Origin of the sequence: Egibacter rhizosphaerae (assembly GCF_004322855.1) — a bacterium.
GTDB classification, from domain to species: domain Bacteria; phylum Actinomycetota; class Nitriliruptoria; order Euzebyales; family Egibacteraceae; genus Egibacter; species Egibacter rhizosphaerae.
On sequence record NZ_CP036402.1, the window covers coordinates 1,171,898 to 1,195,191 of the forward strand.

The following is a 23,294-nucleotide window of genomic DNA, read 5'->3' on the forward strand; positions in this document are numbered from 1 at the left end:
GGCAAGCATGACACGGCCGGCGGTCCCGCGTCGGGCCTACTGCTGCCGCTTCTCGAGTTCCTCGATCAGCGGCGGGATCACCTTGTAGAGATCGCCCACCACCCCGAAGTCCGCGATCGAGAAGATCGGCGCCTCCGCGTCCTTGTTGATCGCGACGATCCGCTGGCTGGTCTGCATACCCGCGCGGTGCTGGATCGCTCCCGAGACCCCGCACCCGATGTAGAGCCCGGGCGCGACGGTCTTGCCGGTCTGGCCGATCTGGTGCTGATGGGGGTACCAGCCGGCGTCGGTGGCGGCGCGGCTGGCACCCACCGCCGCGCCGAGCGTGTCGGCGAGCTGCTCGATCGTCTCGAACCCGGAGGCGTCCCCGAGCCCTCGTCCCCCCGTCACGATGATGGAGGCCTCGGTCATCTCGGGCCGGCCGCCCGACTCCTCCTCGTGCACCTCGACGATCTCGGCGCGGCGCGCGGTCTCGGGCAGGCTCACGTCGAGCGGAACGACCTGGGCGGACCCGTCCCCGCCCTCCTCGGCCGAGAACGCGTTCGGTTTGACGCCGATGAACTGCGGCCGGTCCCCGACGACGTGGCAGCGGCTGATCATGTCGCCGCCGAAGATCGCCTTCGTGGCGACGACCCGGTCATCGTCCAGCTCGAGGTCGGTCGCGTCACCGATCACGCCACCGCCGGTCCGCACGGCGGCTCGCGCGACGATGTCGGTGATGAAGGGGTCCGCCGGGTAGAGGACGATCGACGCGCCCGACGATTCGATCGCGGCCACCAGCGCCGCGGTCTCGGGCTCGGTGTCGTACTGCTGCGCGTCGGGATCGTCCCAGGTGTAGGCCGTGTCAGCGCCGAAGGCACCCACCTTCTCCGCCGCGTCGCTCGCGCCGGGGCCGAGGAGCGCTGCGGCCACGCCGCCAGCGCCGAGCTGCCGAGCGGCGGTGAGGATCTGGTTGGAGACCTTCTTCGGGGCGCCTGCGTCGTGGTCGACCAGGACGAGGGTTTCGGGCATCGCGTGCTCCTTGGGAACCGGGGTGTCGGTGTCGTGGCTGAGGACCGCGTCGGGCAGGGGCTAGACGAGCTTCTGCTCGGCGAGCCACTCGACGAGCGACTGCGCCCCCACCTGGCCCGATCCGTCGTCCTCGACCTTCTGGCCCGCCTCCTTCGGGGGCTTGGGGCTGATGTCGACCACCTTGGTCGACGCGCCCTGCTGGCCGACCTCGCTCGCGTCGAGCCCGAGCGTCGCCAGGTCACGCTGCTCGAGCGGCTTCTTCTTCGCGGCCATGATCCCCTTGAAGCTGGGGTACCGCGGCTCGTTGATCGCCTCGACGACGCTCACGACGGCCGGTGCGGTGGCCTTCACGGCGACGTGGCCGCTGGCCGTCTCACGGTGGGCGAGCACCTGGTCGCCGTCGACCTCGAGGTACTTCGCGAACGTCAGCGCCGGCAGTCCGAGGAACTCCGCGAGCATCGCCGGCACCAGCGTGGTCCGAGCGTCGGACGACTGGTTGCCCATGAGCACCAGGTCGAACGATTCCCCCTCCAGGGCCTTGGCGAGGACGCGCGCGGTCGCCAGGGCATCCGAGCCCTCGATCTGCTCGTCGGTGACCTGGAGCGCGCCGTCGAGCCCGTAGGACAAGGCCTTGCGGATGATCTGCTGGGCGCTGTCGGGGCCCATGTTGAGGGCGACGACCTCGGTGTCGTCGGTGCGCTCCTTGATGCGCATCGCCTCTTCGATGGCCCACTCGTCGTTCGCGTTGAGCACGGGCTCCGAGGCGTCACGATCGACCGTCCAGGTGGACTCGTCGATCTTCTTGTCGGCCGCGGTGTCCGGTACGCGCTTGACCGGGCAGATGATCCTCACGGTGCCTCCTGACACGTCCTCGTCGGATCGGGGTGCGGGGCTGTGATGTCGGGTGCGACGGGTTGGTGCCACCGGGGGCGGCCCGCAGTCCGGTGCCTGCCGGCGACGATCGCCTCGGCGGTTCGACGCTCAATTTGTTACTCCACGGTAACATGCTGTCGGCGCGACGAGCCACCGAACGACCGGGTGCGCTGCCCCCGAGTACGTTCTCACGTCCGCGCGCGGGACGCCAGACGGGCCGCCCGCCAGTGGCTCCAGAGGAACGGCCGGGCGCCGATCGACCGGCTGCTAGCCTCGCCACCCGATGTCCTCGATCGTGCGCTCGTGGCCGGACTGGTGGCGCGACGAGGGCCATCCCCTGCCCCTCACCGGTGAGCGCACGCTGCCGGGGGTCTCCCAGGAGCGGTACTGGTTCGCCCGTCACGTCGCCGGCTATGCCCTCGCCGACGCGCTCATCGACGTGCCCGACACGCGGCGTCCGCAGCGGCTGCTCGACGCGGGCTGCGGCGAGGGCTTCGGGAGCGCCCTGCTGGCCCGATCGCACCGGGCGCGCCGGGCGGTCGTGGGCGTCGACCTCGATCCCGCCTCCATCGCCCACGCGACAACGGCCTACGGCCGGCTCGCCGAGTTCTGCACCGCCGAGGTCACCAACAGCCCGTTCGCCGACGACGCGTTCGGCGCGGTGGTGGCCTCGCAGGTCATCGAGCATCTGTGGGACGTGGATGGCTGGCTGCGCGAGGTCCGACGCGTGCTCGCACCCGGTGGGACGCTCGCGGTCCTCACCCCCAACCGACGCACCTTCACCCCTCACCAGGACGAGCCGGAGGATCCGTTCCACACGATCGAGTTCGCACCGCCGGAGCTGCACGAGCGCCTGACCCGTCACTTCGCGTCCGTGCGGCTCTGGGGGGTCTGGCACGGTCGACGCCTGCGCCGCGTGGAGCGACTGCACCGGACGACGCTGCCGACGGCCCAGGCCGATCGATCCCCCGATCGTTGGCCGCGGTGGCTGCACCGAGCCGTCACGCGAACACGACCCGAGGACTTCGTCCCGGGACCACCTTCGCGGGCCCGTCCTCCCACGGAGTCGCTCGACCTCGTGGCCGTCGCGACGGCACGTGGCACCGCCCCGGGTCGGAGCGTCGCGGTGGCGCACTGATGGACGTCGCGCTCGTACTGCACACCCACCTGCCCCGCTTGGCCCGCAACGGCGCCTTCCCCGTGGGCGAGCAGTGGCTCCACGAAGCCGTCACCGAGTCGTACCTGCCGGTGCTCGAGGTGCTCGAGCGGCTCGCCTCGGCCGGTCACCGGGATCTGGCCACCGTGGGCGTGACGCCCGTGCTGGCCGAGCAGCTCGCGGACCCCTACGTGATCGACGAGCTGCGCGGCTGGACCGGCCGACGGCTGATCGACCTGCAGTGGACCATCGGGCGGTACGGCGCGACCGACCGAGGGCGGCTGCACGGCGCGTGGCGCCACGAGTGGCGCCGCTGGCAGCGCACCCACGAGTTGGTCGAGGGGCGCGTCCGGCGTGACGGCCTCGTGCGACCGTTCGCCACCCTGGCCGAGACCGGCGTCATCGAGCTCCTCGGCGGACCCGCGACCCATCCCTACCTGCCCCTGCACGCCGACCTCGATCGCGCGAGGGCGCAGCTCGCCGACGGGCTCACCGCCCACCGCGCCCGCTTCGGACTGGCAGCCCGAGGAATGTGGCCACCGGAGCTCGGCTACCGGCCCGCAGGGGACGTCGACGACCCCGCGCGGGTAGCGGTGGGCAGGCAGTCGGACGGAAGCCTGCGGTTGCCGGGGAAAGGCGTCGACCTCCCCGGCCTGGAGGCCCTCTGGGAGGAGGTCGGGATCGACCACGTGGTCCTCGACGGGCCGACCCTCGCGGAGGGGGCCGGCGCCGCTCCCCGCGACTGGTCGCGGGTCGGGGCGACGCTGCCAGCCCCCGGATGGTCGCTGGACGCGGTCGACGGCCCGGTGCGCATCGGCACCAGCGACGTCCTCGCCTTCGGCCGCAATCTGCCCGTGAGCTACGCCGTGTGGAGCCCCGTCGGCGGATATCCCGCGGACCCCGCGTACCGGGACTTCCACGCGCGCGACCTCGAGGGCGGCTTCAAGACCTGGCGCGTCACCGGGCCGCGCTTCGCGGGTGACGACGGGCGCGCCGCAGGCGGCAAAGAACCGTACGACCCCGTGGCCGCGCGCGAGCGAGCGATCGCCCACGCGGACGAGTTCCTACGGCTGCTCCGTCGGTACGCGGAGGGCAGAGACGGGATCGTCGTCGCCGCGTACGACACCGAGCTGTTCGGGCATTGGTGGCACGAAGGGCCGGTCTGGCTCGAGCGCGTGCTCCGCGGACTCGTCGACGACCCCACCCTGCGCCCGACCTCCCTCGCGGGACACCTCGGGCGGGGTGCGGCAGCGCCACGCCTGGACCTGCCGGAGTCCTCGTGGGGCGCGGGCAAGCGACACGCGGCGTGGGCCACCCCCGAGACGCGGGATCTCTGGGAGCGCGTGGAAGATGCACAGCGCGCGTTCGCGGGGGTCCCCGGCGGCCGACGCCGAGAGGTGTGCGCACGACAGCTCGAGCTGCTCGAAGCGAGCGACTGGCCCTTCATGGTGAGCCACGGCACGACCGCCCGGTACGGCCGCCAGCGAGCACTCACGCACCACGCCCGCTTCGCGTCCGCCCTCCGGGGCGAGGCCCTCCCGGAACTCGAGCACGTCGACGGGCCCCCGGTGGCCCGCGCCGCGGGAGCTGCCGGGTCTCAGCCGTCCAGTGGGTCGCCGGGGATGGACTGACCACGGCGGCGGAGATCGTTCGCCTCCTCGGCGGTCATGCCGGCGGGCAGGCGGCTGCGCACCACCCGGGCGGGCACCCCCACCGCGATGGCATAGGGCGGGATGCGCCGGTTCACCACGGTCTGGCTGCCGATCACGCTGCCCGACCCGATGTCGGCGCCTCGCAGGATCGAGGCCTTCTCGCCCACCCAGACGTCCTCGCCGATCCGCACCGGACGTTTGGCGATGCCCTGCTGGCGTATGGGCACGTCGAGGCGCTCGTGGCGGTGGTCGAAGTCGGTCACGTAGATCCAGTCCGACAGCAGGCTGTCGCTGCCGATCTCCACGTCGAGGTAGGTGTTGACCACGTTGCCGCGCCCCAGCACGACCTTCGTCCCGAGGCGGAGCTCCCCCTCGTGCGCACGCAGCGCGGTCCGGTCGCCGAGCCAACACCAGGGTCCCAGGACGAGCCGACTGCGGCCGCGGCGCTGTCGGAGCTCGACCCGGCGGCCGAGGAACGCGGCGCCCTGCCACTGGATCGTGGGGTGGCGGAGCCGAGCCGTGAGGAACCTCGCGTACTGGGCCAGATGCTGCGGGGTGAACATCCGGTGCTCGACGGCGAACCGGACGGCCCGTCGCCAGTGCCGCTGGGGCAGCCGCGGACCGGGCGGGGGCCCGGGGCGGTCGGGATCGTCGGCCGCGGCGATGGCCTCGGCGCGCCGCAACCCTTCTCGCGCGGTCGCGGCGGCGACGAGCAGCTCACGGTGGCGCCGGGCGAGGTCGCGGGCGACGTCCCGCCGCTCCGTCGGCGACGCGTCCGGCCAGTCGGCCTCCATCATCCGGCGCGCTCGCCTCCGGCGATCCCGGTCACCAGACAGTTGTAGAAGGCGGCCTTCGGCACGACGCGGGCGGCGACGCGCTGATCGAACGCGAAGAGGTGCTGCCACGCCCGATAGACGGTCCAGGCGTAGCGCGGACCGAGGCGTTGAGCGCCCACCATCCCCTCGACGGTCCGTGCGACCCACCCCAGCCAGTTCGCGGTGAGTTCCTCGGTCTCGCTGCGCACGTCCTCGAAGCCCGCAGCACGCGCGTGGGCCTCCAGCTCGTCCGGACGAAAGCAGTGCAGGTCCACCTCCCATTCGAGCGCCGCGGCACGCGCGTCCTCGACGGTCGAGACGTGCGCGGGATCGGCGAGCACTCGCTCGGCACCGGCGACCACGGCCGCGAGCTTCACGCCCACGCGCCCCACACGCTTGAACTGCGCCGCGATGCGATCGCCGGTCAGGGTGGGTTCCCCGGCGATGACCAGCCGCCCGCCCGGTCGGAGCACCCTGCGGAACTCGCGGAAGGCGGCGGCGACATCGGGCAGGTGGTGCACCACCGCGTGCCCCACGACGAGGTCGAACGACGCGTCATCGAACGGCAGTGCTTCCGCGTCGGCGGGGCCACCGTCCACCTCGATGCCGAGTCGCTGCCCGTTGGTCTTGCAGGCTCGCACCATCTCCGGGCTCACGTCGGTCACCGTCGCGCGGCGCACGATGCCGGCTTGCGCGAGGTTCAACACGAAGAAGCCCGTGCCGCAGCCCACCTCGAGCGCAGCATCGTACGGACCGTCCGGCTCAGGGGCGGCGGTCCGGAAACGATCCGCGACGTAGCTGATGCAGCGATCGTCGAAGGAGATCGACCACTTCTCGTCGTAGTGGTCGGCCTCCCAGTCGTGGTACACGACCTGCTTGGTCTTGATGTCCATCCGGTGCGTCCCGCCGGGGGGCGTCGACTATCGGCCGGTGAAGCGGGCCTGACCGGGCCCGTGCTCGAGGAAGGACCGCATGCCGATCTGCGCGTCCTCGGTCGCGAACGTCGCCGCGAAGAGGCTGGATTCCAGCCGCAGTGCGCTGTCGAGGTCCTGCTCGACGCCCTCGTCGATCGCCCGCTTGGCCATCCGCAACGCGTACGGCCCATGGGCGTAGCGGCCCGCCTCCGCGTCAGCGGCCTCCTGCAGCTCCTCGGCTTCGACCACGCGATCGACGAGGCCGATCTCGCAAGCCTCTTCCGCGGTGACCATGTCGCCGGAGTACACGAGTCGCTTGGCCTGCTGGACGCCGACGAGCCGGGCGAGCCGCTGCGTGCCGCCCGCTCCGGGGATGAGGCCGAGCTGGATCTCGGGTTGACCGAGCTTCGCCGAATCCGCGGCCACGCGGAAATCGCACGCCAGCGCGACCTCGCACCCGCCTCCCAGCGCGTAGCCCGCGATCGCCGCGACGGTCACCTTGGGCAGACGCGCGAGCGCGGCCACCGCCTCCTGCAGGCGACCCGCGTCCTTGAACTGCTGGGTGAACGGCACCTGCGACATCTCCCTGATGTCGGCCCCGGCGGCGAACACCTTCGGCCCACCCGTCACGACGACGGCGCCCACGGCATCGTCCTCGGCGCAACGGCGGGCCGCCGCGCCCAACTGCTCCCAGACCTCGGGGGAGAGAGCGTTCACCGGGGGGCGGTCGAGCCGGATCGTGGCGACCCCATCGGTGTTGGTCTCGACGGTCACGAACTCGCTCACGCAGGCCCCCTTCGGGAGATTCGGCTCGACCGTCGAGTCTAGAGGGCCGGCGCGCAACGGCCAGGGCGGGCAGAGCAGCCAGCGGGCAGGACGGGCGGGACGCCCGCCGCGCGGTGTCGCCGCTGGCCGACCGAACTTACGCTACCGTAGGCTACTGGAGCGTAACCTACGCTTCCGTAGGTTCGCCGTCGGCAGCCCGAAGGACCACTCGTGACCCGATCCATCACCACGCCCGCGCCGACACCTGCGACTGCGGTCGCACCGCCTCCCAAGCCGCTGCTGCGGGGGTGGCTGCACCTGGTCGGCGCGCCGGCGGTGGTCGCAGCCGGCGTACCGGTTCTGCTTCTCGCCAGTGACCGCTCGGCAGGGTTGCTGTTCGCGGTCTACATCGCGGGCGTGACGGCGATGCTCGGCGCGAGCGCCCTCTACCACGTCCCCATGTGGTCGCCCGAGGCACGTCGCCGGCTGAAGCGCCTCGACCACTCGTGCATCTTCCTCGCGATCGCCGGAACGTACACCCCGATCGCCGGGCACGCCCTCGGGGGCACGGCGGGCGCGGCCCTGTTGGCCGCCGTGTGGGTCGGCGCGGTGGCGGGCATCGCGGTGCGCAACTGGAAGGTCGACGGCCCGCGGTGGCTGCGATCGCTGCCGTACATCGCCCTCGGCTGGGTCGCGATCCTCGCGTTGCCGGCTCTCTGGACCGCGCTCGGCCCGTTCGACGTGGCACTCCTCGCAGCCGGCGGCGCCCTCTACACGGTGGGGGCCCTGGTCTACGCTCGGGGTCGGCCCGACCCGTGGCCACGCGTGTTCGGTGCCCACGAGACGTTCCACCTGCTCGTGCTCGCCGCGGTGGCGACGCACTTCGTCGTCGTCGCCCGAGCCGTGCTGTAGCAGCGCTCGCGCGCTCGGCGGCGCCGGGGAGCCGGTGCGGGCACCGTGGCGTGGGAATGGCAGCCTGGGACATGGGCGTTGTTCACGCCGTCCCCATCCGATAGGAGTCGCCCGTGGCGACCGTCGAACTCACCGCACAGGATCTGGAACAGCAGATCAGCGAGCAGGACATCCTCCTCCTCGACTTCTGGGCCGACTGGTGCGGTCCCTGCCACCAGTTCGCCCCCATCTACGAGGAAGCCAGTGAGCGGCACACCGACGTCATGTTCGGCCGCATCGACACGGAGTCGGAGCAGCAGCTCGCGGCCGAGCTCGGGATCCAGTCCATCCCCACCCTGATGGCCATCCGGGAGGGTGTCGTCGTCTTCAGCCAGCCCGGGGTGCTGCCGGGCGAGGCGATCGACGAGCTGCTCGAGAAGGTGCGGGAGCTCGACATGGAGGAGATCCACGCCGAGCTGGCCCAGGAGGGCGAGGCGGGCGAGGACGAGTCGGGCGAAACCGACGCCGAGGCGGCCGACTCGTCGGAGCGGTAATCCCCGCAGCGCGCGTGGGAGCGGTCGGCTCCCCCTCGGCCCCGCCCGTGCACGGAAACGAGCGCGTCAGCCGCTGGCGGTCGTCGCCAGGGTCGATTCCCGGGGGAGCCCCTCCTCACCCAGCACCATGGGCTCGAGCTGTGCGGCTTCCTGGGGGTACGCGAAGAAGTCGCCCTGCGCCAGATCGCAGTCGAGGTCGCGCAGACGGTCGAGATCGGCGGATTGCTCGACCCCCTCGGCCACCGTGCGCAGGTGCAGGCTCTCCGCGAGGGCGACGATCCCCTTGAGGAGCTCCCGCTCATCGTTGCCGGTGATCTCGGCCGCGGCGCGCAGCACCCCCGCGTCGATCTTGAGCACGTTGGGACGCAGTTGGCGCAGGTATGAGAGTCCCGCGTAGCCGGCTCCGAAGTCGTCGATCGCAAGGCGCACGTCGAGCGCTTCCAATGCCCGGAGCGTCTCGGCAGCCACTCCGAGCGCCTCGGGTTCGACCCGTTCGGTCAGTTCGAGGATCAGCCGCTGGACATCGAGGCCCGATTCCGAGAGTGCCGCGCCGACGTCGTCGACGAACGACGCCTCGGCCAGCTGCCGACCGGCGACGTTGACCGCGAGGTCGAGCGGCGCGCCGGCCCGCCGCTCGTTCCAGTCCTGCACCTGGGCGCAGGCCTGCTCCAGGACCCACCGGCCGATGGACACGATCGCACCGGTCTCCTCGGCGACGGGGATGAACTCGTTCGGTCCGATGCGCCCGAGTCGCGGATGATCCCAGCGCAGCAGGGCCTCCACGCCCGTGACGTGCCCGTCCGCGACGGTCACCAGCGGTTGGTAGGCCAGCCACAGCTCACCGCGATCCACCGCGTACTCGAGGTCGCTGGCGAGCTCCAGACGCCGCACCACCTCGCCACGCATTCGCTCCTCGAACACCCGCACCGTGCCTTTGCCGGCGGCCTTCGCGACGTACATGGCCGCGTCGGCATTGCGCAACAGCCCGCTCGGGTCGTCCAGGGTGTCGCTGCGCGCCACCCCCACGGACGCGGACAGCGCCAGAACACGGTCACGCAACACGATCTCGTCCCCGAGGGCCTCGACCAGACGATGGGCCACGGTGATGGGCTCCTCGGGGTCCGCGATGCCGTCGAGGAGCACCGCGAACTCGTCCCCGGAGAGGCGGCACGGGACATCGGCGGCACGAACGACGCGCCGTACCCGGACGGCGACTTCTCGCAGGACCTCATCGCCCACCTCGTGTCCGAACCGGTCGTTCACGGCCTTGAAGTCGTCGAGGTCGACGAAGAGCACCGCGGCCTGCTCACCCGCCCGCCGAGTGCGCCCGACGGCCTGCTCCACGCGCTCGGTGAAGAACGCTCGGTTCGGCAGTCCGGTGAGCCCGTCGTGCAACGCCTGGTACCTGATCTCCTCGTGCAGCTGCGCGTTGCGCAGTGCGGTCGTGCCCTGGTCCGCGAGGCCGTGCAAGCGCGCGTCGAGATCGGGTTCGGGCGTCGAGGGCGGCCCGTCGCGCCAGCCCGCCACGACCGTGCCGTACACCTCACCGCCGCCGCGCAGGGGGACGATCGCGATCCGCTCCGCTCCGAAGAGCTCCATCGCCCGCACGATGACGCGATCGTCGCTGGTGGCACGGTCGTGGAGCTGCATCTGCTGCTCCATCAGCGCCCGGGTGACCAACGGGGTGTCACGCTCCGAGAGCTCGAACCCCGAGGTGCGGGCGGCCACGGCCGCATCGAGCCCGTGGCTGGCGACGAGGCGCAGACGGCCGTCGCCCGCCCCCGTCCCCGCATCGCGGAGGAACACGGTGGACTGGTCGCATCCGGTGAGCGGCAGGACCGCGCGGGCGATGCGCCGCGCGACGTTCTCGGCGTCCACCACGCCGACGAGGTCGCCGGCGAGATCGAGCAACGCCGTCGCGGTGCGCTCACCACGGCGCGCTGCCGCCAAGGCTGTCACGGTGTCGAGCGCCGTCGCCGACAAGCGCGCGTACATCTCCAACAGCTGTTGCTCGCCCGAGTAGAACTCGAAGCCCGGGGGATGGCCGACGAGCAGGCGGCCGCGGTAGGCCTGGGCGGACGTCACGTCCGCGATGAGTTGGGAGGGCCCGGGCTCGATCCGCCCGGCGAGCAGATCCTCGGCGCGCCGACGTGCCACCTCCTCGTCCAAGCCGGTCGCGAAGGAACGCGGAGAGGACTCCCCCGGCAGCTCGACCGCCAGCACCGCCCAGGCCGCTTGGAGACCCGCGGCCGTGCGATCGACGAGCGCACGGAGCACGGCCTCGACCTCGCCGGGAGCGACGAGGTCCGCGGCGGTGCGTTGCAGGTTGTGCAGCCGGGCGAGCAGGGCCTCACGCTCGTTCTCGGCGGCCGCGAGTCGCGAGTGGCGCCGGAGCCGTCGACCCGAAAAGCGCGCCCACCGGCGCTCCCAACGCACCTCGGCCAGCCAGGCCTGCGGATCCCCCTCCGGATCGGGATGCACCGTGACGTCACCCCTGGGTAACCCGAACACGGTGGGCACTGCCGACAGCAAGCCCTGGCCGAAGCGGTTGTACGTCGCGCGGCCCTCGCGACCGTCCCGGTAGGACAAGCGAATCTGCGCCCAACCCCGGTCCGCGCGCAGGCAGTTGGTCTCGACGACGTTCGTGATCTTGGAAGCGGCCTGCGGGAGCTTGCGGAACGCCTGCTCCGGGGTCCCGAGCGTCCGCATGAACAGGCGCGTGGTGGCGCCCACCTGGAGCGTGACGATGCGCGCCCCGATGTCCTCGAGCGCCCCCTCCCCGCCGAGCAACCCCGCCGCGGCGTCGAGGAGCCCGACGAACTCGTCGAACCCGATCCACGTGCCCTCGTCATCCAGCGCGGCCCGCGCGTAGGGCAGCGCGGCTTCGTCGAGGAGGCTCGCCACCCCGCCCTCCCCGAGCCGCTCCCGGACCGCAGCGATGACCAGCTGGGTCGCGATGCCGCTGACCTCCCGACGCCCCGAGCTGACCTCGCGAGGCCCCGAGGCGAACCCCACCGGTGGATGTGCCACCCGGCGTCCAGTCCGGCCCGTGTCCGGCGGCGTTGAACCCTGCCCTTGTTGTCCCATTTAGCCCCCGTCGACGGGGGGCGCACCGGGTCAAGGCCGGCTCGGGGACTCGTTCAGTCGGCTTGGTCGGCCGCGGGAGCACGACCGGCGCGCTCCGGGGCCGCGCTCGACATCGAACCCTCATCACCCCCGCCCAAGGCGACGGCAGCCAATACCGCGAACAGCGCGAACGCGACCATCGCGAGGGCCTGGTGCAGGGCGCTGAGGGGCAGCGGCGCGAGCGCGAGCAGGTTCCACGTGCCCACCACGAGCTGCAGCAGGTACACGCCGCCGAGCCATGCCGCGAGACGCGTGACCCGCCAGGTACGGCGCAGCCCGGGCACGGCCGCCGCGCCTCCGAGCAGCACGAACGCGAGCACCATCGCGAGCACCGGGTGGGTGAGGCGCACGCGCGCCGGCCACGGGGCGTCCGGCGAGAAGTCGAGCGCGGCGCCTTCGGCGACGCTGTCCGCCGGCGCGTAGAGGTCCCCCAGGGCCGAGATGCCGCCGGTGAAGACCAGCCCGTAGAACGCGACCGCCGACACGAGGAGGATCCCCGCCGTGCCGGCCCGTTCGCGCATCCTCCAGCGTCCTGGCGCCCGCGGCCCCGCGTACAGCACCGCGAGCGCGAGCGCCGCGAGCTGGGAGAAGCTGTTGACGAGATGGGTTGGGAGGATGAGGGCGCGCAGCGGGTCGGCACTGTCGCCCGTCAGCTCCCAAACGACGGTGATTCTGCCCACCAGCGCCTGCGCGGCGAAGAAGGCGGCCGCCACGAGCACGGCGGCCAGCACGCCGGGATGTCGGCGCCGATGGCGCACGGCCTGCACCAGCAGCACGAGACCGAGCAACCCGACGGCGATGGTCAGCTGGCGGTGCCCGTACTCCATCAGCGTCGAGAAGCCTGGATCCACGGGCACAACGTTGCCGTGACAGAGCGGCCAGTTCGGCCCGCAGCCGTCGCCCGAGCCGGTCGCACGCACGAGTGTGCCCTGGAGGTTCAGCACGAACGTGCCGACCAGCGTCGCCCAGGCGAGCAGCCGCACCGACGGGCGTGTCATGGCCACCTCGGGTCGGGGGGCAGCGGGACCCCCTCATCCTAGCCTGCGGGCGTCACGACGCTCGCGGCCGGCTCCGAGGCACGGCCGAACCAAGGCACGGCCGAACCGTCAGCGACGCAGCCTGCTCCTTCCGAGCCCGTCGCGTACGCGGCGCACGGCACCCGGACGGCGGGGCCGACGTGCCCGCGGGGTCGACAGCAGGACCTGCCGAGGTCCCGCGTGGCGGAGCAGCCGCGCCCGCTCGGCGGTTCCCTGGTCAGAAACGGTGGTGTGCAGGGCCATCGTCGACCCCCTTTCTCGATCGGTCCGATTGGGCTACGCGCCGAACGCACGAGTTCGATTCGCCCCCGTACATCCCCGTACACCCGGGTTTGCATCGCCCTGCCAGCCTAGTCGGCTGTTGCGTGTAACGCATAAGGTTGCACAGGGAGGAACTGTCCGTACGGACCTTGCCCCAGCCGACGCTCGACGGGCGCGGACCTAGGACCCGGCCCGCGCGGCCTCACTCGCCCGCCACAGATCCGCCTCGACACGAGCGAGGGCTCCCGCGAGACGCGGGAGGTCCTCGACGCACGGTGCCGGGCTCTCCGGTAGCTCCACCCGCCGGGGCAACGCGACACCCTCGGCGGCATGGGCTCGCAGCAAGGCGGCGAGCAATGCTGCGGCGCCGCCGTCACCGAACCGGGCAGCGCCACCCCGCCCGTCGACCTCGTAGACGCGTCCGCCCGTGTCGAGCCACAGCTCGGCCCCGCTGACCGCGTGGCGATATCCCTCGACCGGTGCGCCCGTGTCGGGAGCGGTCACGGTCCCCGTCCAGCTCCAGTCGGCGAGCGACTCCGGGGGAAGGAGGGCTGCCAGGGGACCCCACACACCCTGCGCCTGCATGCCACCCGTAGCCTCCATGCTCCCACCTCACCATCATCGACGTCATGACATGCATCCATGTGCTCATGACGGGGATCCTACGAGCCTGCGAGGGTCCGGCGACCGTCAATCCACAGGATCGACACGGCGAGGCAACGCCTTCCTCACCAGTCGACTTCGCGCAGCCGGTCTCGTGTCTCGAGCACGTTGTCGGCGAACTCCTGCGCCTCGGGGTACGCACCATCCTCGGCCAGGGCCACCGGGCCCTGGTTGTAGGCGATGAGCGCATTCTCGACGTTGTCGTGCTCATCGATCATGCGGGTCAGATAGGCCGAAGCCGCGAGTGCGTTGTCCGCCGGGTCCCAGGGGTCGATGGACTCGTCGAGTTCATCGGCCATGCGTTCCGCCGTCTCGGGCATGACCTGCATCACCCCCACCGCCCCCGCTACCGACTGCGCGTCCGCGTCGAAGCGGGACTCGTGCCACGCCAGCGACAGCGCGAGTTCGGGTTCGATGTCCTTGCGCTCCGCGGCAGCGACGATCGGCTGCACCACGGATGGCCCGTCCACCAGCGCTGCCTCGATGGGAACGTCCTCGTCGAGCGGCTCGAGCTCGCCGTCCGAGCCACCTGCGCCGTGCCCGCCGTCATCAGCGTCCGCGCCGTCAGCATCGTCGGCCGGGGCGCGCGTGGTCTCTGGGAGCACCTCGAGCGTGGGCTCCCCCAGCATGCTGGCGGGCGCCTCATCGGCCTCTGCCTGGTCGGCCATCGTGTGGCCTGCCACCGCCGCGCCCGCGACGCTCAGGGCCACGAACCCGACGAGACCCCCGCGCCGCACTCGTCCGTCGGGACGCGTATCGCCCTCCCCCTCCTCGTCGTCTACACCTTGACCGGTGGCTGACAACGAAGTGACGGCACGGGACCCGCCCTCGTTGCGCGTCGCAGTACCGAGCACTTGGCCGGATGAACGTGTCGACATAACCGAGGATCATGCCGCGCAGGCCCCTCTACGAAACCCTGCCTGGTGTGGCTCCTGCGCAGCGTGAGTGACCGATCGTAGGCCCCGCGGTCGAGCCGGGCGTCGCAACGGCGGACGCTCGGAGCCCCACCGATGCACGCCAAGGAGGTCTGGATGCGAACCCCCCACGCACGCCGCCGACAACTCGTCGCGCTGATCGCACTGCTCGCCCTCGTGGTCTCCGCCCCCGCAGCGGTCGCCGACGAGCACGGGCCGGCCGACGACGTTGAGCCGGGCGAGGAGAATGACAACGGCAACGGCAACGGCAACGGCGACATCAACGGCGACAACGACGACGAGGGCGACAACAACGACGACAACGGCGACAACGGCGACAACGGCGACAACGGCGACGAGGAGGAGGCCGAGGAGGACGAGGACGCCTCGGTCGTCACCCGCATCTCCGGTGTGAATCGCTTCGGCACCTCGGTCGCGCTGAGCGAGCACACGCACGAGGACGGGGCCGACCACGTCTTCGTGACCACTGGGGGCGCGTTCGCCGATGCGCTGACCGGTGCACCCGCAGCCGCCGCGGCAGACGCCCCCGTGCTGTTCGCCCCACCGGGCAACCTCAGCGTTCACGGCGTCGCGGACCGCATCGAGGCGTTGGGTCCCGAGACCGTGACCGTGCTCGGCGGTCAGAGCGCCGTGTCGCCCCGCATCGCCGACCAGCTCGAGGACATCGACGGTGTCGAGGACGTCACGCGCCTGGCCGGCGACGACCGGTTCGAAACGGCCGTCGCGGTCAGCCAGGAGACCCACGTCGACGCCGACGTCGACACGGTCGTGCTGGCAACCGGCGGCCGGTTCCCCGACGCCCTCGCGGGTGGTCCGCTCGCGGCCGCCGAGGAGGCCCCGATCCTGCTCACCTCCGCCGGTGAGCTGCCCGAGGTGACCGCGGACGAGCTCGCCGAGCTCGAGCCGGACACCGTCATCGCTCTCGGAGGTCCCGGGGCGCTCGACGATGAGGTGCTGGACGAGGCCGTCGAGGCGGCGGGCGACGCCGAGTCGATCCGGCTCGGGGGAGACGACCGCTTCGAGACGGCCGTCGAGGTCAGCGTCTACCTGTCCGAGGAGCACGGGGAGCCCGACACCGCGTACGTGGCGACCGGCGTCGGCTGGGCCGACGCGGTCGTCGGTGCTGCCGCGGCGGGTGCGGATGCCGCCCCCGCGCTGCTCGTCACCCCCGGGCAGATCCCGGATGCGACGGCGGACGAGCTCGAGCGCCTGGACCTGGAGGAGGTCGTCGTGCTCGGTGGCCCCCGCGCCATTACCGAGCGCGTCGGGGACGCGATCGCCGAGATCCTCCAACGCGATGACGACGAGGACGACGAGAACGGCGACGACGAAGACGAGGACGAAGACGAGGAGGACGAGGACGACGAGGACGACGAGGACGACAACGGCGACGAGTAGTCCGCGCGTTGTCGGATGAGCGGTTCAGGGCGGCCGCATCCCTGGACGGGGGTGCGGCCGTCCTCGTGTGGGCCCTGGCCGACCATGCCCTGCTAGGACGCGGCAGCGGTCGAGTCCCGGTGTTCTGTCACCGCCTCGGCGATCACGGGCGCGGCGACGTCCGCGAGGCGGGCGACCCCGGTCGAGGACGCGTGGAAACGATCGAGGGCCATCAGGTCCCTGTCGAGGGCGAACTCACGACAGACGGCAGGGTCACGCGGCACGAACCACGCGTCGGCTTGCGCGGCCACGCCGGCCTGCAGGTGGTGTAGCAAGGTCCCGTACCCGTGCACGGTCCGGCGCAGCGGCGGCGAGAGTGCCCGGAACCCGCGGAAGTCCGGAACCCCGCACAGCACGACCGCTGCACCGGTCGCCTCGCGAGCACCCACCACCGCCTCGCGCAGCGCGCTCGTGTACGTCGTGGGCCTCGTGAGATGAGTCGCGTCGTTCGCCCCCACGCTCACGATGACCGCATCCACCGGCGCGTCCGCGTCACGCAACGCAGGGACCTGCGTCCGGGCGACGTCGGCGGCCCGGGCGCCGGTGCGTGCGTTGACCCACACACGCACTCGCGCATCGAGCAACGAGGCGACGCGCAAACCGAGCTGTGACGGCAGCGCGTGCCGGGCCGACTCGACCCCGACCCCGGACACGAGGGAGTCCCCGAGCAGCGCGAGGGTGCAGGGCGGCGACGTTGCCTCACCCGGGGGATCCACGGTCGTGTCGAGATCGGCCGCCACCTCGGCAAGCCGCGGGAGTCGCCGGAGCCGGACGGTCTCGGTGGCAGCCCACGACGAAACGGCCATGCCCAGCAGCAGCCACGAGGTACGCATACCGCCAGCCTCGCACGCCCGCTCGCGCGACGGCGTGCGAGGTAGGCTGCCCCCGGTCGGCTGCCGGCGTCGACCCACTCGGCCAGAAGCGGGGAGGAAGGCAGATGACGATCGTCGACTCGCTGATCGACCTCGTCGGAGACACACCGCTCGTTCGGCTGTCACGGTTCTCGGCCAACGTGGCGCCGACGATCCTCGGCAAGGTCGAGTACCTCAACCCGGGCGGGAGCGTGAAGGACCGGATCGCGCTCGGCATGGTCGAGGCCGCCGAGAGGTCGGGCCACCTGCAGCCCGGTGGGACGATTGTGGAGCCGACGAGCGGCAACACCGGGGCCGGACTCGCGATGGTCGCCGCCCAGCGCGGCTACCGCTGCATCTTCGTCATGCCGGACAAGATGAGCCACGAGAAGATCGACCTGCTGCGCGCCTACGGCTCCGAGGTGGTGGTGTGCCCCACCGCGGTCGATCCCCAGGATCTCCGGAGCTACTACCGGACCGCGGACCGGCTCACCGAGGAAACCCCCGGCGCGTTCCAGCCCAACCAGTACTTCAACGACGCGAACCCGAAAGCCCACTTCGAGGTCACCGGTCCCGAGCTCTGGAACCAGCTCGACGGTCGGATCGACTGCTTCGTGGCGAGTGTCGGCACGGGCGGGACGGTCACCGGGGTCGGCCGCTACCTCAAGGAGCGCGCCCCGAACGTGCAGATCGTGGGCGCGGATCCCGAAGGCTCGATCTTCTCCGGCGACGAGATCCACCCGTACCTCGTCGAGGGAGCGGGCGAGGACTTCTGGCCGGGGACGTTCGATCCGTCGATCGTCGATCGGTGGGTCCGGGTCTCCGACCGCGACAGCTTCCTCACCACCCGGCGTCTCGCCCGCGAGGAGGGCATCCTGCTCGGCGGCTCGTGCGGGACGGCCGCCTGGGGGGCGCTGCAGGTGGCCGCCGACTACGGGCCCGACGCCACGATCGTCACGCTCCTGCCGGACACGGGCCGCAACTACCTCTCGAAGATCTTCAACGACGAGTGGATGGCGGCGAACGGCTTCCTCGACAAGGCCGGTGCCGAGGCGCGGATCCACCAGGTCCTCGAGGCCAAGCCGGGTGAGCTGCCCGCCATCGTCCACGCCCATCCCGAGGACAAGCTGCGCGACATCATCACCATCCTGCACGAACACCGCGTAAGCCAAGTGCCCGTGCTGCAGCGCGACGAGCCGGGAACCGAGGGCGAGCGGTGGGACGCGGTGGTCGGCTCGATCCACGAGCGCACGATCCTCGATCGCGCGTTCCGCGAGCCCGGCGTGCTCGACCGGCCCGTGGGCGACGTGATGGACGAGCCGCTTCCGACCGTCGACGTGCGGGACACGGTCGAGGCGGCGATGGAGGTCCTCACCGGCGATCAGCCCGCCATCATCGTTCGCGAGGGTCCCGAACTGACCGGCGTGCTGACCCGTTCGGACATCCTCGACTTCTTCATGCACAAGCAGTAGGAGCCACGATGCCCTCGAGCCGCTGGGACACGACCGGGCTGGCCACACGCGCGATCCACGCGGGTCAGGATCCCGATCCGCGCACGGGCGCGGTCATGACGCCGATCTACCAGACGTCGACGTTCGCGCAGACCGCGGTGGGTGAACACGCGGGCTGGGACTACGCACGCGGCGGCAACCCGACCCGTGACGCGCTCGAGGAGGCCATCGCCTCCCTCGAAGTGGGGCCGCACGGCGTCGCCTTCTCCTCGGGCCTCGCGGCCTCGGACGCCGTCCTGCGCCAACTGCGACCCGGGGACCACGTCGTCATGGCCAACGACGTGTACGGCGGCACCTATCGCCAGCTGGCGAAGGTGCACGCACCGTGGGGATTGACCTTCGACCCCGTCAATCTCGGCGATCTCGATGCCGTCGCGGCCGCGTTCCGCCCACAGACGCGGATCCTATGGGTCGAGTCACCGACGAACCCCCTGCTGACGGTGTTCGACATCGCGGCCCTTGCCGAGCTCGCACACGAACGGGACATCAGCGTCGTGGTCGACAACACCTTCGCGACCCCCGTGCTGCAGACCCCACTCTCGCTGGGAGCCGATGTCGTCGTGCACTCCACGACGAAGTACCTGGGTGGCCACAGCGACGTCGTCGGGGGCGCCGTCGTCACGAACGACGACGACCGCGCCGCCGCCTACCGGTTCCACGCCAACGCCGTGGGCGCCGTGCCGGGCCCGTGGGACTGCTTCCTCGTCCTGCGGGGCCTCAAGACGCTGCCCGTGCGGATGCGCGCGCACATGGAAGGCGCGGCTCGGGTCGTCGAGGCCGCGCAAACGCTCGCCGGGGTCCGTGAGGTCCTCTGGCCCGGACTGCCCGGGCACCCCGGCCACGAGATCACGGAACGCCAGATGTGCGGTCCGGGGGGCATGGTCTCGCTCCGACTGGCCGATGGCGAGACGGCGAGGCGCGCGTGCGAGCGCTTCACGGTCTTCACGCTCGCGGAGTCACTCGGAGGGGTCGAATCGCTCGTCGAGCATCCCGCCGCGATGACGCACGCCTCGACCGCGGACTCCCCCATCGCCGTGCCCGGCGATCTCGTGCGCCTCTCGGTGGGCCTCGAGGACCCGGAGGACCTCGCCGCCGACCTGCAGCAGGCCGTCACCGGCGCGCGCTAGGTCGGGCGCCCGCGGCCGGCCCAGACGCCCGGACCCGGTTGCATCGACAGTCGATCCGGATCGATCCGCCGGCCCGTCGTTCGATCGACGAGCACGGGATCCACCTTGCGCCCCGTCGTGCGGTCGACGAGTTCGACGAGGTCCCCGTCGGAGGACAACCAGGCGTTGCCCCAAGCGAGCATCGCCGCCAGCACCCCGAACAGTTCCCGCCCCTTCTCGGTCAGAAGGTACTCGTCTCGCGGCGGACGCTCCTCGTAGCGCTGGCGCTCGAGCACCCCTTCGTCCACGAGCCGCCCGAGGCGCTGCGTGAGCACGTTGCGTCCGATCCCGAGCCGCCGGCAGAAGTCGTCGAAGCGGGTCACTCCGTAGAAGCACTCGCGCAACACCAGGGGCGTCCACCAATCGCCGACCAGATCGGTGGTGCGCGCCACCGGACACGGCGCGTCGTCGAACCTCGTTCGCCGCATGGCGTGATCGTACCGAATGGCCACCAGGGTTGTTCGAACGAATGCACATCCGATCGTAGGGTTGCACAAGGAGACCCATCAGGTGGCGCTCCCACCAGGCACGCACGTGTGAGGCGCCCGCGCTCCCCGGGAAGGAACAGCCACGTGACCGCCGCGATCGACCCCTGTCTGCGCCGCGATCTCGAACTCGGCGTGGGCCTCTGGACGACGGCCCGCCACGGCGCGGCACGGCTGCGTGACGCGCTCGATACCGCGTTTCGCGGACGGCTACTCGAGGAGGTCGCCTCCGGACCGTTCACCCCGGCCACTCGTGAGGTCGGCGAGGTCCGCCAGGAGGTCGAGGGCTTCGTGTTGGATCCGGTACGAGCCGGCGCGTACCCGCTGGCCGACCGCCTCCGCCGCGAGCTGACCGAGCGTGTGCAGGACGCGGGCGCACACCTTGACGGGATCACCTCGTTCGACGCGAACCAGGTCCACGTCCAGCGTTACGCCCCCGGCAGCGGGGGGATCACGCCACACCTGGACGGCTCCCGCTTCCGCCCTCTCGTTGCCGTGTTCACGGTGGCCGGTCGCGCGCGCTTCACCGTCCACCGCGAGCGCCACGGCGAACCCGTCCACGACTGGGGCATCGCGCCGGGGGACCTCGTGCTGTTGCGCGGCCCCGGATTGGGTGGCGTCGACGACGGGCGGCCGTTCCACGCCGTGAGCGGCGCGCTGGGCGACGAGCCCCGCTACATGGTCTCGATACGTCGGGACGCGGGCGCGCCGATCCACCGGGACCGCAGCGCCTGACAGGCCAGGTCCGGGCGGCACAACGACGCTTGTGCGGGACCATGCGGCGGGAGCATGCTGGAGGCTGCCGACCGGATCAGGGCGGCTCGCGTGCAATCGGCGGCGACCGCCAAACGTCCTCCCTGGGGACAGCCCGGTCGATCCATCGGCGACGCGCGACGGGGGACACGCGCGACGGGGGACGTCGCTCAAGGGGGAAGGTGGCGTTGGCATGAGCGCACACGCGAACGACGATCCGCGCGACCGGAACGGGACGAGGACGTCACGAGGACTCCTCGAGCGACTCGAGAGCGGGACGGTGATCTGTGCCGAGGGGTACCTGTTCGAGCTCGAGCGGCGGGGGTACCTGCAGGCGGGCACGTTCGTGCCCGAGGTCGTCCTGGAGCACCCCGGAGCACTCGCGCAGTTCCACCGCGAGCTCGTGCGGGCCGGCTCCGACGTGATTGAGGCATTCACCTACTACGCACACCGCGAGAAGCTCCGGCTGATCGGCAAGGAGCACCTCCTCGAGCCGATGAACCGCCGCGCCATCGAGCTCGCGCACGAGGTCGCCGCCGAGTTCCCCCACGACCCCCCTCTGGTGGCCGGCAACCTCGCGAACACGAACACATACCGCCCCGACGACCCGCGCACGGCCGCGGAGGCCAGCGGCATGTTCGCCGAGCAGGCCCGGTGGGCCGCCGAAGGCGGGGTCGACTACCTCATCGGCGAGACCTTCTACTACGCCCACGAGGCCGAACTCGCCCTCGAGGCGATGTCCGAGACGGGGCTCCCGGCCGTCGTGACCTTCGGCCTCCCGGCCACGGGCGTGCTCCTGGACGACATCGAGGTCGAGGCCGCCTGTGTTCGGCTCGCGGAGCGGGGCGCGGCGGTGGTCGGTCTCAATTGCTTCCGCGGCTTCGACACGATCCTGCCCGCCCTGCGGGGCATCCGCGCCGCCGTCGACGTCCCGGTCGCCGCGTTACCGGTGCCCTACCGCACGACCGCGCAACAACCCACCTTCTTCACCCTGCGGGATTCCGATCACGCGGCGCTGGGGGACGGCCGCCCGTTCCCGCTCGCGCTGGAGCCGTTCCAGTGCAACCGCTTCGAGGCGGCGGCGTTCGCCGACACCGCGCGGGAGGCCGGCATCAGCTACCTTGGGCTGTGCTGCGGGGCCGCGCCGCATCACATCCGGGCCATGGCGGAAGCGCTGGGACGAACGCGGCCTGCGAGCAGCTACGCGCCGGACATGTCGAAGCACTTCGCGTTCGGCACCGACCCGAGTCTCGCCTCCCACCATGAAGAGGTCGCGGCATCGCTGTGACCCGGCTCGCGACCGACGCCCTGCCACTCGCGACCGACGCCCTGCCACCGGGCGCGTGCCACATCCCCAGTCCGGCATCACCGGTTCGGGGCGGGATCAGCGCACACGCTTGACCAGGCGCAGCACGGTGGCATCACGGTAGGGGACGAGTTCGACCCGATCGCAGAGGCTGCGCGCCAGCCACAGCCCCATGCCGGCCTCGGCGAGGTGCCCGTCGACACTCGAAGGAGGTGCGTAGCCAGCGAGGGGGTCGAGCAGCTGCCCACCGGCGTCGTGAATCTCGCAGGACACTGTCGTCGGCTCGTCGGCGTACAAGCGCAGCCACACGGGCGGGCGCCCGTGCTGGAACGCGTTGGTGAGGGCCTCGTTCACCGCCATCGTGAACTGCTCGGACACGTCGGAGTCCACCCCGTGGCGGAGGCCGAACTCGCGGACCACCGCCCGAGCCGACGACAGCTCCCCGTCGACCTCGAGCTCGGTCGTCGCGTGCTCCGGCAGCGATGAACCGTCCACCACCTCCTGAACCACCCGCGCCGGGTCCTCGTACCGGTCACTGGGCGACCGACGACCATCGTGCTGCACCCACGGATGCGTGCGCGCCGCGTCGCGGACGAGGTCGGCCGGCAGTACCCGCAGGTCGTACGGACACACGATCCATACCGGCCGGTCCGCGAACACGTGGTTGAGGGCGGCCTCGTAGCGCACCCACTCGCGCCGCTCGGACTCCGAGCCCTCGAACGGCACCTCCCCGATGACCCGCACGCGGGCCGCACCGGCGTGCAGGCGTCCCTCGAGCGCCCGGTGATAACCCTCGATCGTCCTGGTGGGATGGCGATAGAACTCGGCGCTGTCGGCGAAGGTCACCCGTTCGGCGTCCGCACCCAAGCACTCGCGCAGCTGCGCGATGTTGGACTGCCGTGTTACCGCGAGCACCGGCTCACGCTCCTCGAGGCCGGCCCGCACGAAGGGCTCGAGGGTCTCGCCGAACTCCCGATCGCTTCGGTAGAGGAACGCATCGTGCTGCAGGACGTTCACACCCGCTTCGTTCATGGCCGCACAGCCTCGCCGGTCTGGGACTCCTCGGCAAGCATCGGGGCACCATCACCCATCCTGGGGGTGTGATCCGACTCGCGCTGGGGAGTCTGGCCGT

21 protein-coding genes are annotated in these 23,294 nt (G+C 71.6%); 9 read left to right on the plus strand and 12 right to left on the minus strand.

Features of this window, described 5'->3' with window-relative positions; all coding sequences use genetic code 11:
* Positions 1 to 36 precede the first annotated feature (36 nt).
* Together ER308_RS05500 and ER308_RS05505 are read right to left on the minus strand one after the other, a co-directional pair.
* Positions 37 to 1,011, minus strand: coding sequence for an electron transfer flavoprotein subunit alpha/FixB family protein (locus tag ER308_RS05500; RefSeq protein WP_131154049.1), 975 nt, complete (start codon positions 1,009 to 1,011; stop codon positions 37 to 39).
* A gap of 60 nt (positions 1,012 to 1,071) precedes the next feature.
* Positions 1,072 to 1,863 carry an electron transfer flavoprotein subunit beta/FixA family protein gene (locus ER308_RS05505; RefSeq protein ID WP_131154050.1) on the minus strand — a complete coding sequence of 264 codons (792 nt, stop codon included), beginning with the start codon at positions 1,861 to 1,863 and terminating at the stop codon, positions 1,072 to 1,074.
* A gap of 304 nt (positions 1,864 to 2,167) precedes the next feature.
* On the opposite strand from ER308_RS05505, the gene ER308_RS05510 reads away from it, so the two are divergent.
* Positions 2,168 to 3,022 (plus strand): class I SAM-dependent methyltransferase, encoded by an 855-nt coding sequence (locus ER308_RS05510; protein ID WP_131154051.1) that lies wholly within the window; start codon positions 2,168 to 2,170, stop codon positions 3,020 to 3,022.
* Positions 3,022 to 4,671, plus strand: a complete 1,650-nt coding sequence (locus ER308_RS05515) for a 1,4-alpha-glucan branching protein domain-containing protein (RefSeq protein ID WP_131154052.1) — start codon at positions 3,022 to 3,024, stop codon at positions 4,669 to 4,671. The genes ER308_RS05510 and ER308_RS05515 overlap by 1 nt, the downstream gene beginning before the upstream one ends.
* On the opposite strand, the gene ER308_RS05520 is transcribed toward ER308_RS05515, so the two are convergent.
* From ER308_RS05520 to ER308_RS05530, 3 genes are read right to left on the minus strand one after another with little or no spacing between them, the layout of a single operon-like run.
* Positions 4,638 to 5,489, minus strand: coding sequence for an acyltransferase (locus ER308_RS05520; protein WP_165491843.1), 852 nt, complete (start codon positions 5,487 to 5,489; stop codon positions 4,638 to 4,640). The genes ER308_RS05515 and ER308_RS05520 overlap by 34 nt on opposite strands.
* Positions 5,486 to 6,400 (minus strand): class I SAM-dependent methyltransferase, encoded by a 915-nt coding sequence (locus ER308_RS05525; RefSeq protein ID WP_131154054.1) that lies wholly within the window; start codon positions 6,398 to 6,400, stop codon positions 5,486 to 5,488. The genes ER308_RS05520 and ER308_RS05525 overlap by 4 nt, the downstream gene beginning before the upstream one ends.
* Before the next feature lie 27 nt (positions 6,401 to 6,427).
* Positions 6,428 to 7,207, minus strand: coding sequence for an enoyl-CoA hydratase/isomerase family protein (locus ER308_RS05530; protein WP_131154055.1), 780 nt, complete (start codon positions 7,205 to 7,207; stop codon positions 6,428 to 6,430).
* A gap of 210 nt (positions 7,208 to 7,417) precedes the next feature.
* Here ER308_RS05530 and trhA point away from each other — a divergent pair, with 210 nt between their 5' ends.
* Both trhA and ER308_RS05540 read left to right on the plus strand, forming a co-directional pair.
* Positions 7,418 to 8,098, plus strand: coding sequence for a PAQR family membrane homeostasis protein TrhA (gene trhA / locus ER308_RS05535; RefSeq protein WP_131154056.1), 681 nt, complete (start codon positions 7,418 to 7,420; stop codon positions 8,096 to 8,098).
* Positions 8,099 to 8,211: 113 nt separating this feature from the next.
* The gene (locus tag ER308_RS05540; protein ID WP_131154057.1) at positions 8,212 to 8,631 is read left to right on the plus strand and encodes a thioredoxin family protein; all 420 of its coding nucleotides are present in this window, start codon (positions 8,212 to 8,214) and stop codon (positions 8,629 to 8,631) included.
* 66 nt (positions 8,632 to 8,697) lie between these two features.
* Here ER308_RS05540 and ER308_RS05545 read toward each other — a convergent pair whose 3' ends face one another.
* The 4 genes from ER308_RS05545 to ER308_RS05560 form a co-directional block, all read right to left on the minus strand.
* Positions 8,698 to 11,661, minus strand: coding sequence for a putative bifunctional diguanylate cyclase/phosphodiesterase (locus ER308_RS05545; RefSeq protein WP_131154058.1), 2,964 nt, complete (start codon positions 11,659 to 11,661; stop codon positions 8,698 to 8,700).
* Between the two features lie 110 nt (positions 11,662 to 11,771).
* Positions 11,772 to 12,755 carry a COX15/CtaA family protein gene (locus ER308_RS05550; protein WP_131154059.1) on the minus strand — a complete coding sequence of 328 codons (984 nt, stop codon included), beginning with the start codon at positions 12,753 to 12,755 and terminating at the stop codon, positions 11,772 to 11,774.
* Positions 12,756 to 13,235: 480 nt separating this feature from the next.
* Positions 13,236 to 13,658 carry a hypothetical protein gene (locus tag ER308_RS21385; protein ID WP_165491844.1) on the minus strand — a complete coding sequence of 141 codons (423 nt, stop codon included), beginning with the start codon at positions 13,656 to 13,658 and terminating at the stop codon, positions 13,236 to 13,238.
* A gap of 125 nt (positions 13,659 to 13,783) precedes the next feature.
* Positions 13,784 to 14,428, minus strand: a complete 645-nt coding sequence (locus ER308_RS05560; protein WP_165491845.1) for a lytic transglycosylase domain-containing protein — start codon at positions 14,426 to 14,428, stop codon at positions 13,784 to 13,786.
* A 321-nt stretch (positions 14,429 to 14,749) separates the two neighbouring features.
* On the opposite strand from ER308_RS05560, the gene ER308_RS05565 reads away from it, so the two are divergent.
* Complete coding sequence (locus tag ER308_RS05565) at positions 14,750 to 16,051, plus strand: cell wall-binding repeat-containing protein (protein WP_131154062.1); 1,302 nt, start codon at positions 14,750 to 14,752, stop codon at positions 16,049 to 16,051.
* Positions 16,052 to 16,143: 92 nt separating this feature from the next.
* On the opposite strand, the gene ER308_RS05570 is transcribed toward ER308_RS05565, so the two are convergent.
* Complete coding sequence (locus ER308_RS05570) at positions 16,144 to 16,923, minus strand: SGNH/GDSL hydrolase family protein (RefSeq protein WP_131154063.1); 780 nt, start codon at positions 16,921 to 16,923, stop codon at positions 16,144 to 16,146.
* Between the two features lie 104 nt (positions 16,924 to 17,027).
* Here ER308_RS05570 and ER308_RS05575 point away from each other — a divergent pair, with 104 nt between their 5' ends.
* Together ER308_RS05575 and ER308_RS05580 are read left to right on the plus strand one after the other, a co-directional pair.
* Positions 17,028 to 18,413, plus strand: coding sequence for a cystathionine beta-synthase (locus ER308_RS05575; RefSeq protein WP_131154064.1), 1,386 nt, complete (start codon positions 17,028 to 17,030; stop codon positions 18,411 to 18,413).
* 8 nt (positions 18,414 to 18,421) lie between these two features.
* Positions 18,422 to 19,579: a cystathionine gamma-synthase gene (locus ER308_RS05580; protein ID WP_131154065.1), complete on the plus strand. Its 1,158-nt coding sequence runs from the start codon at positions 18,422 to 18,424 to the stop codon at positions 19,577 to 19,579.
* Here ER308_RS05580 and ER308_RS05585 read toward each other — a convergent pair.
* Positions 19,576 to 20,046 (minus strand): winged helix-turn-helix transcriptional regulator, encoded by a 471-nt coding sequence (locus ER308_RS05585; protein ID WP_131154066.1) that lies wholly within the window; start codon positions 20,044 to 20,046, stop codon positions 19,576 to 19,578. The genes ER308_RS05580 and ER308_RS05585 overlap by 4 nt on opposite strands.
* A 144-nt stretch (positions 20,047 to 20,190) precedes the next feature.
* Between ER308_RS05585 and ER308_RS05590 the strand changes: the two genes are divergently transcribed.
* The gene (locus ER308_RS05590; RefSeq protein ID WP_165491846.1) at positions 20,191 to 20,838 is read left to right on the plus strand and encodes an alpha-ketoglutarate-dependent dioxygenase AlkB; all 648 of its coding nucleotides are present in this window, start codon (positions 20,191 to 20,193) and stop codon (positions 20,836 to 20,838) included.
* Positions 20,839 to 21,049: 211 nt separating this feature from the next.
* Positions 21,050 to 22,144: a homocysteine S-methyltransferase family protein gene (locus tag ER308_RS05595; RefSeq protein ID WP_131154067.1), complete on the plus strand. Its 1,095-nt coding sequence runs from the start codon at positions 21,050 to 21,052 to the stop codon at positions 22,142 to 22,144.
* A gap of 96 nt (positions 22,145 to 22,240) precedes the next feature.
* Here the strand turns inward: ER308_RS05595 and ER308_RS05600 are convergent, their stop codons facing one another.
* On the minus strand, positions 22,241 to 23,194 hold the full coding sequence (locus tag ER308_RS05600; RefSeq protein WP_131154068.1) for a sensor histidine kinase: 954 nt from the start codon (positions 23,192 to 23,194) through the stop codon (positions 22,241 to 22,243).
* Positions 23,195 to 23,294 lie beyond the last annotated feature (100 nt).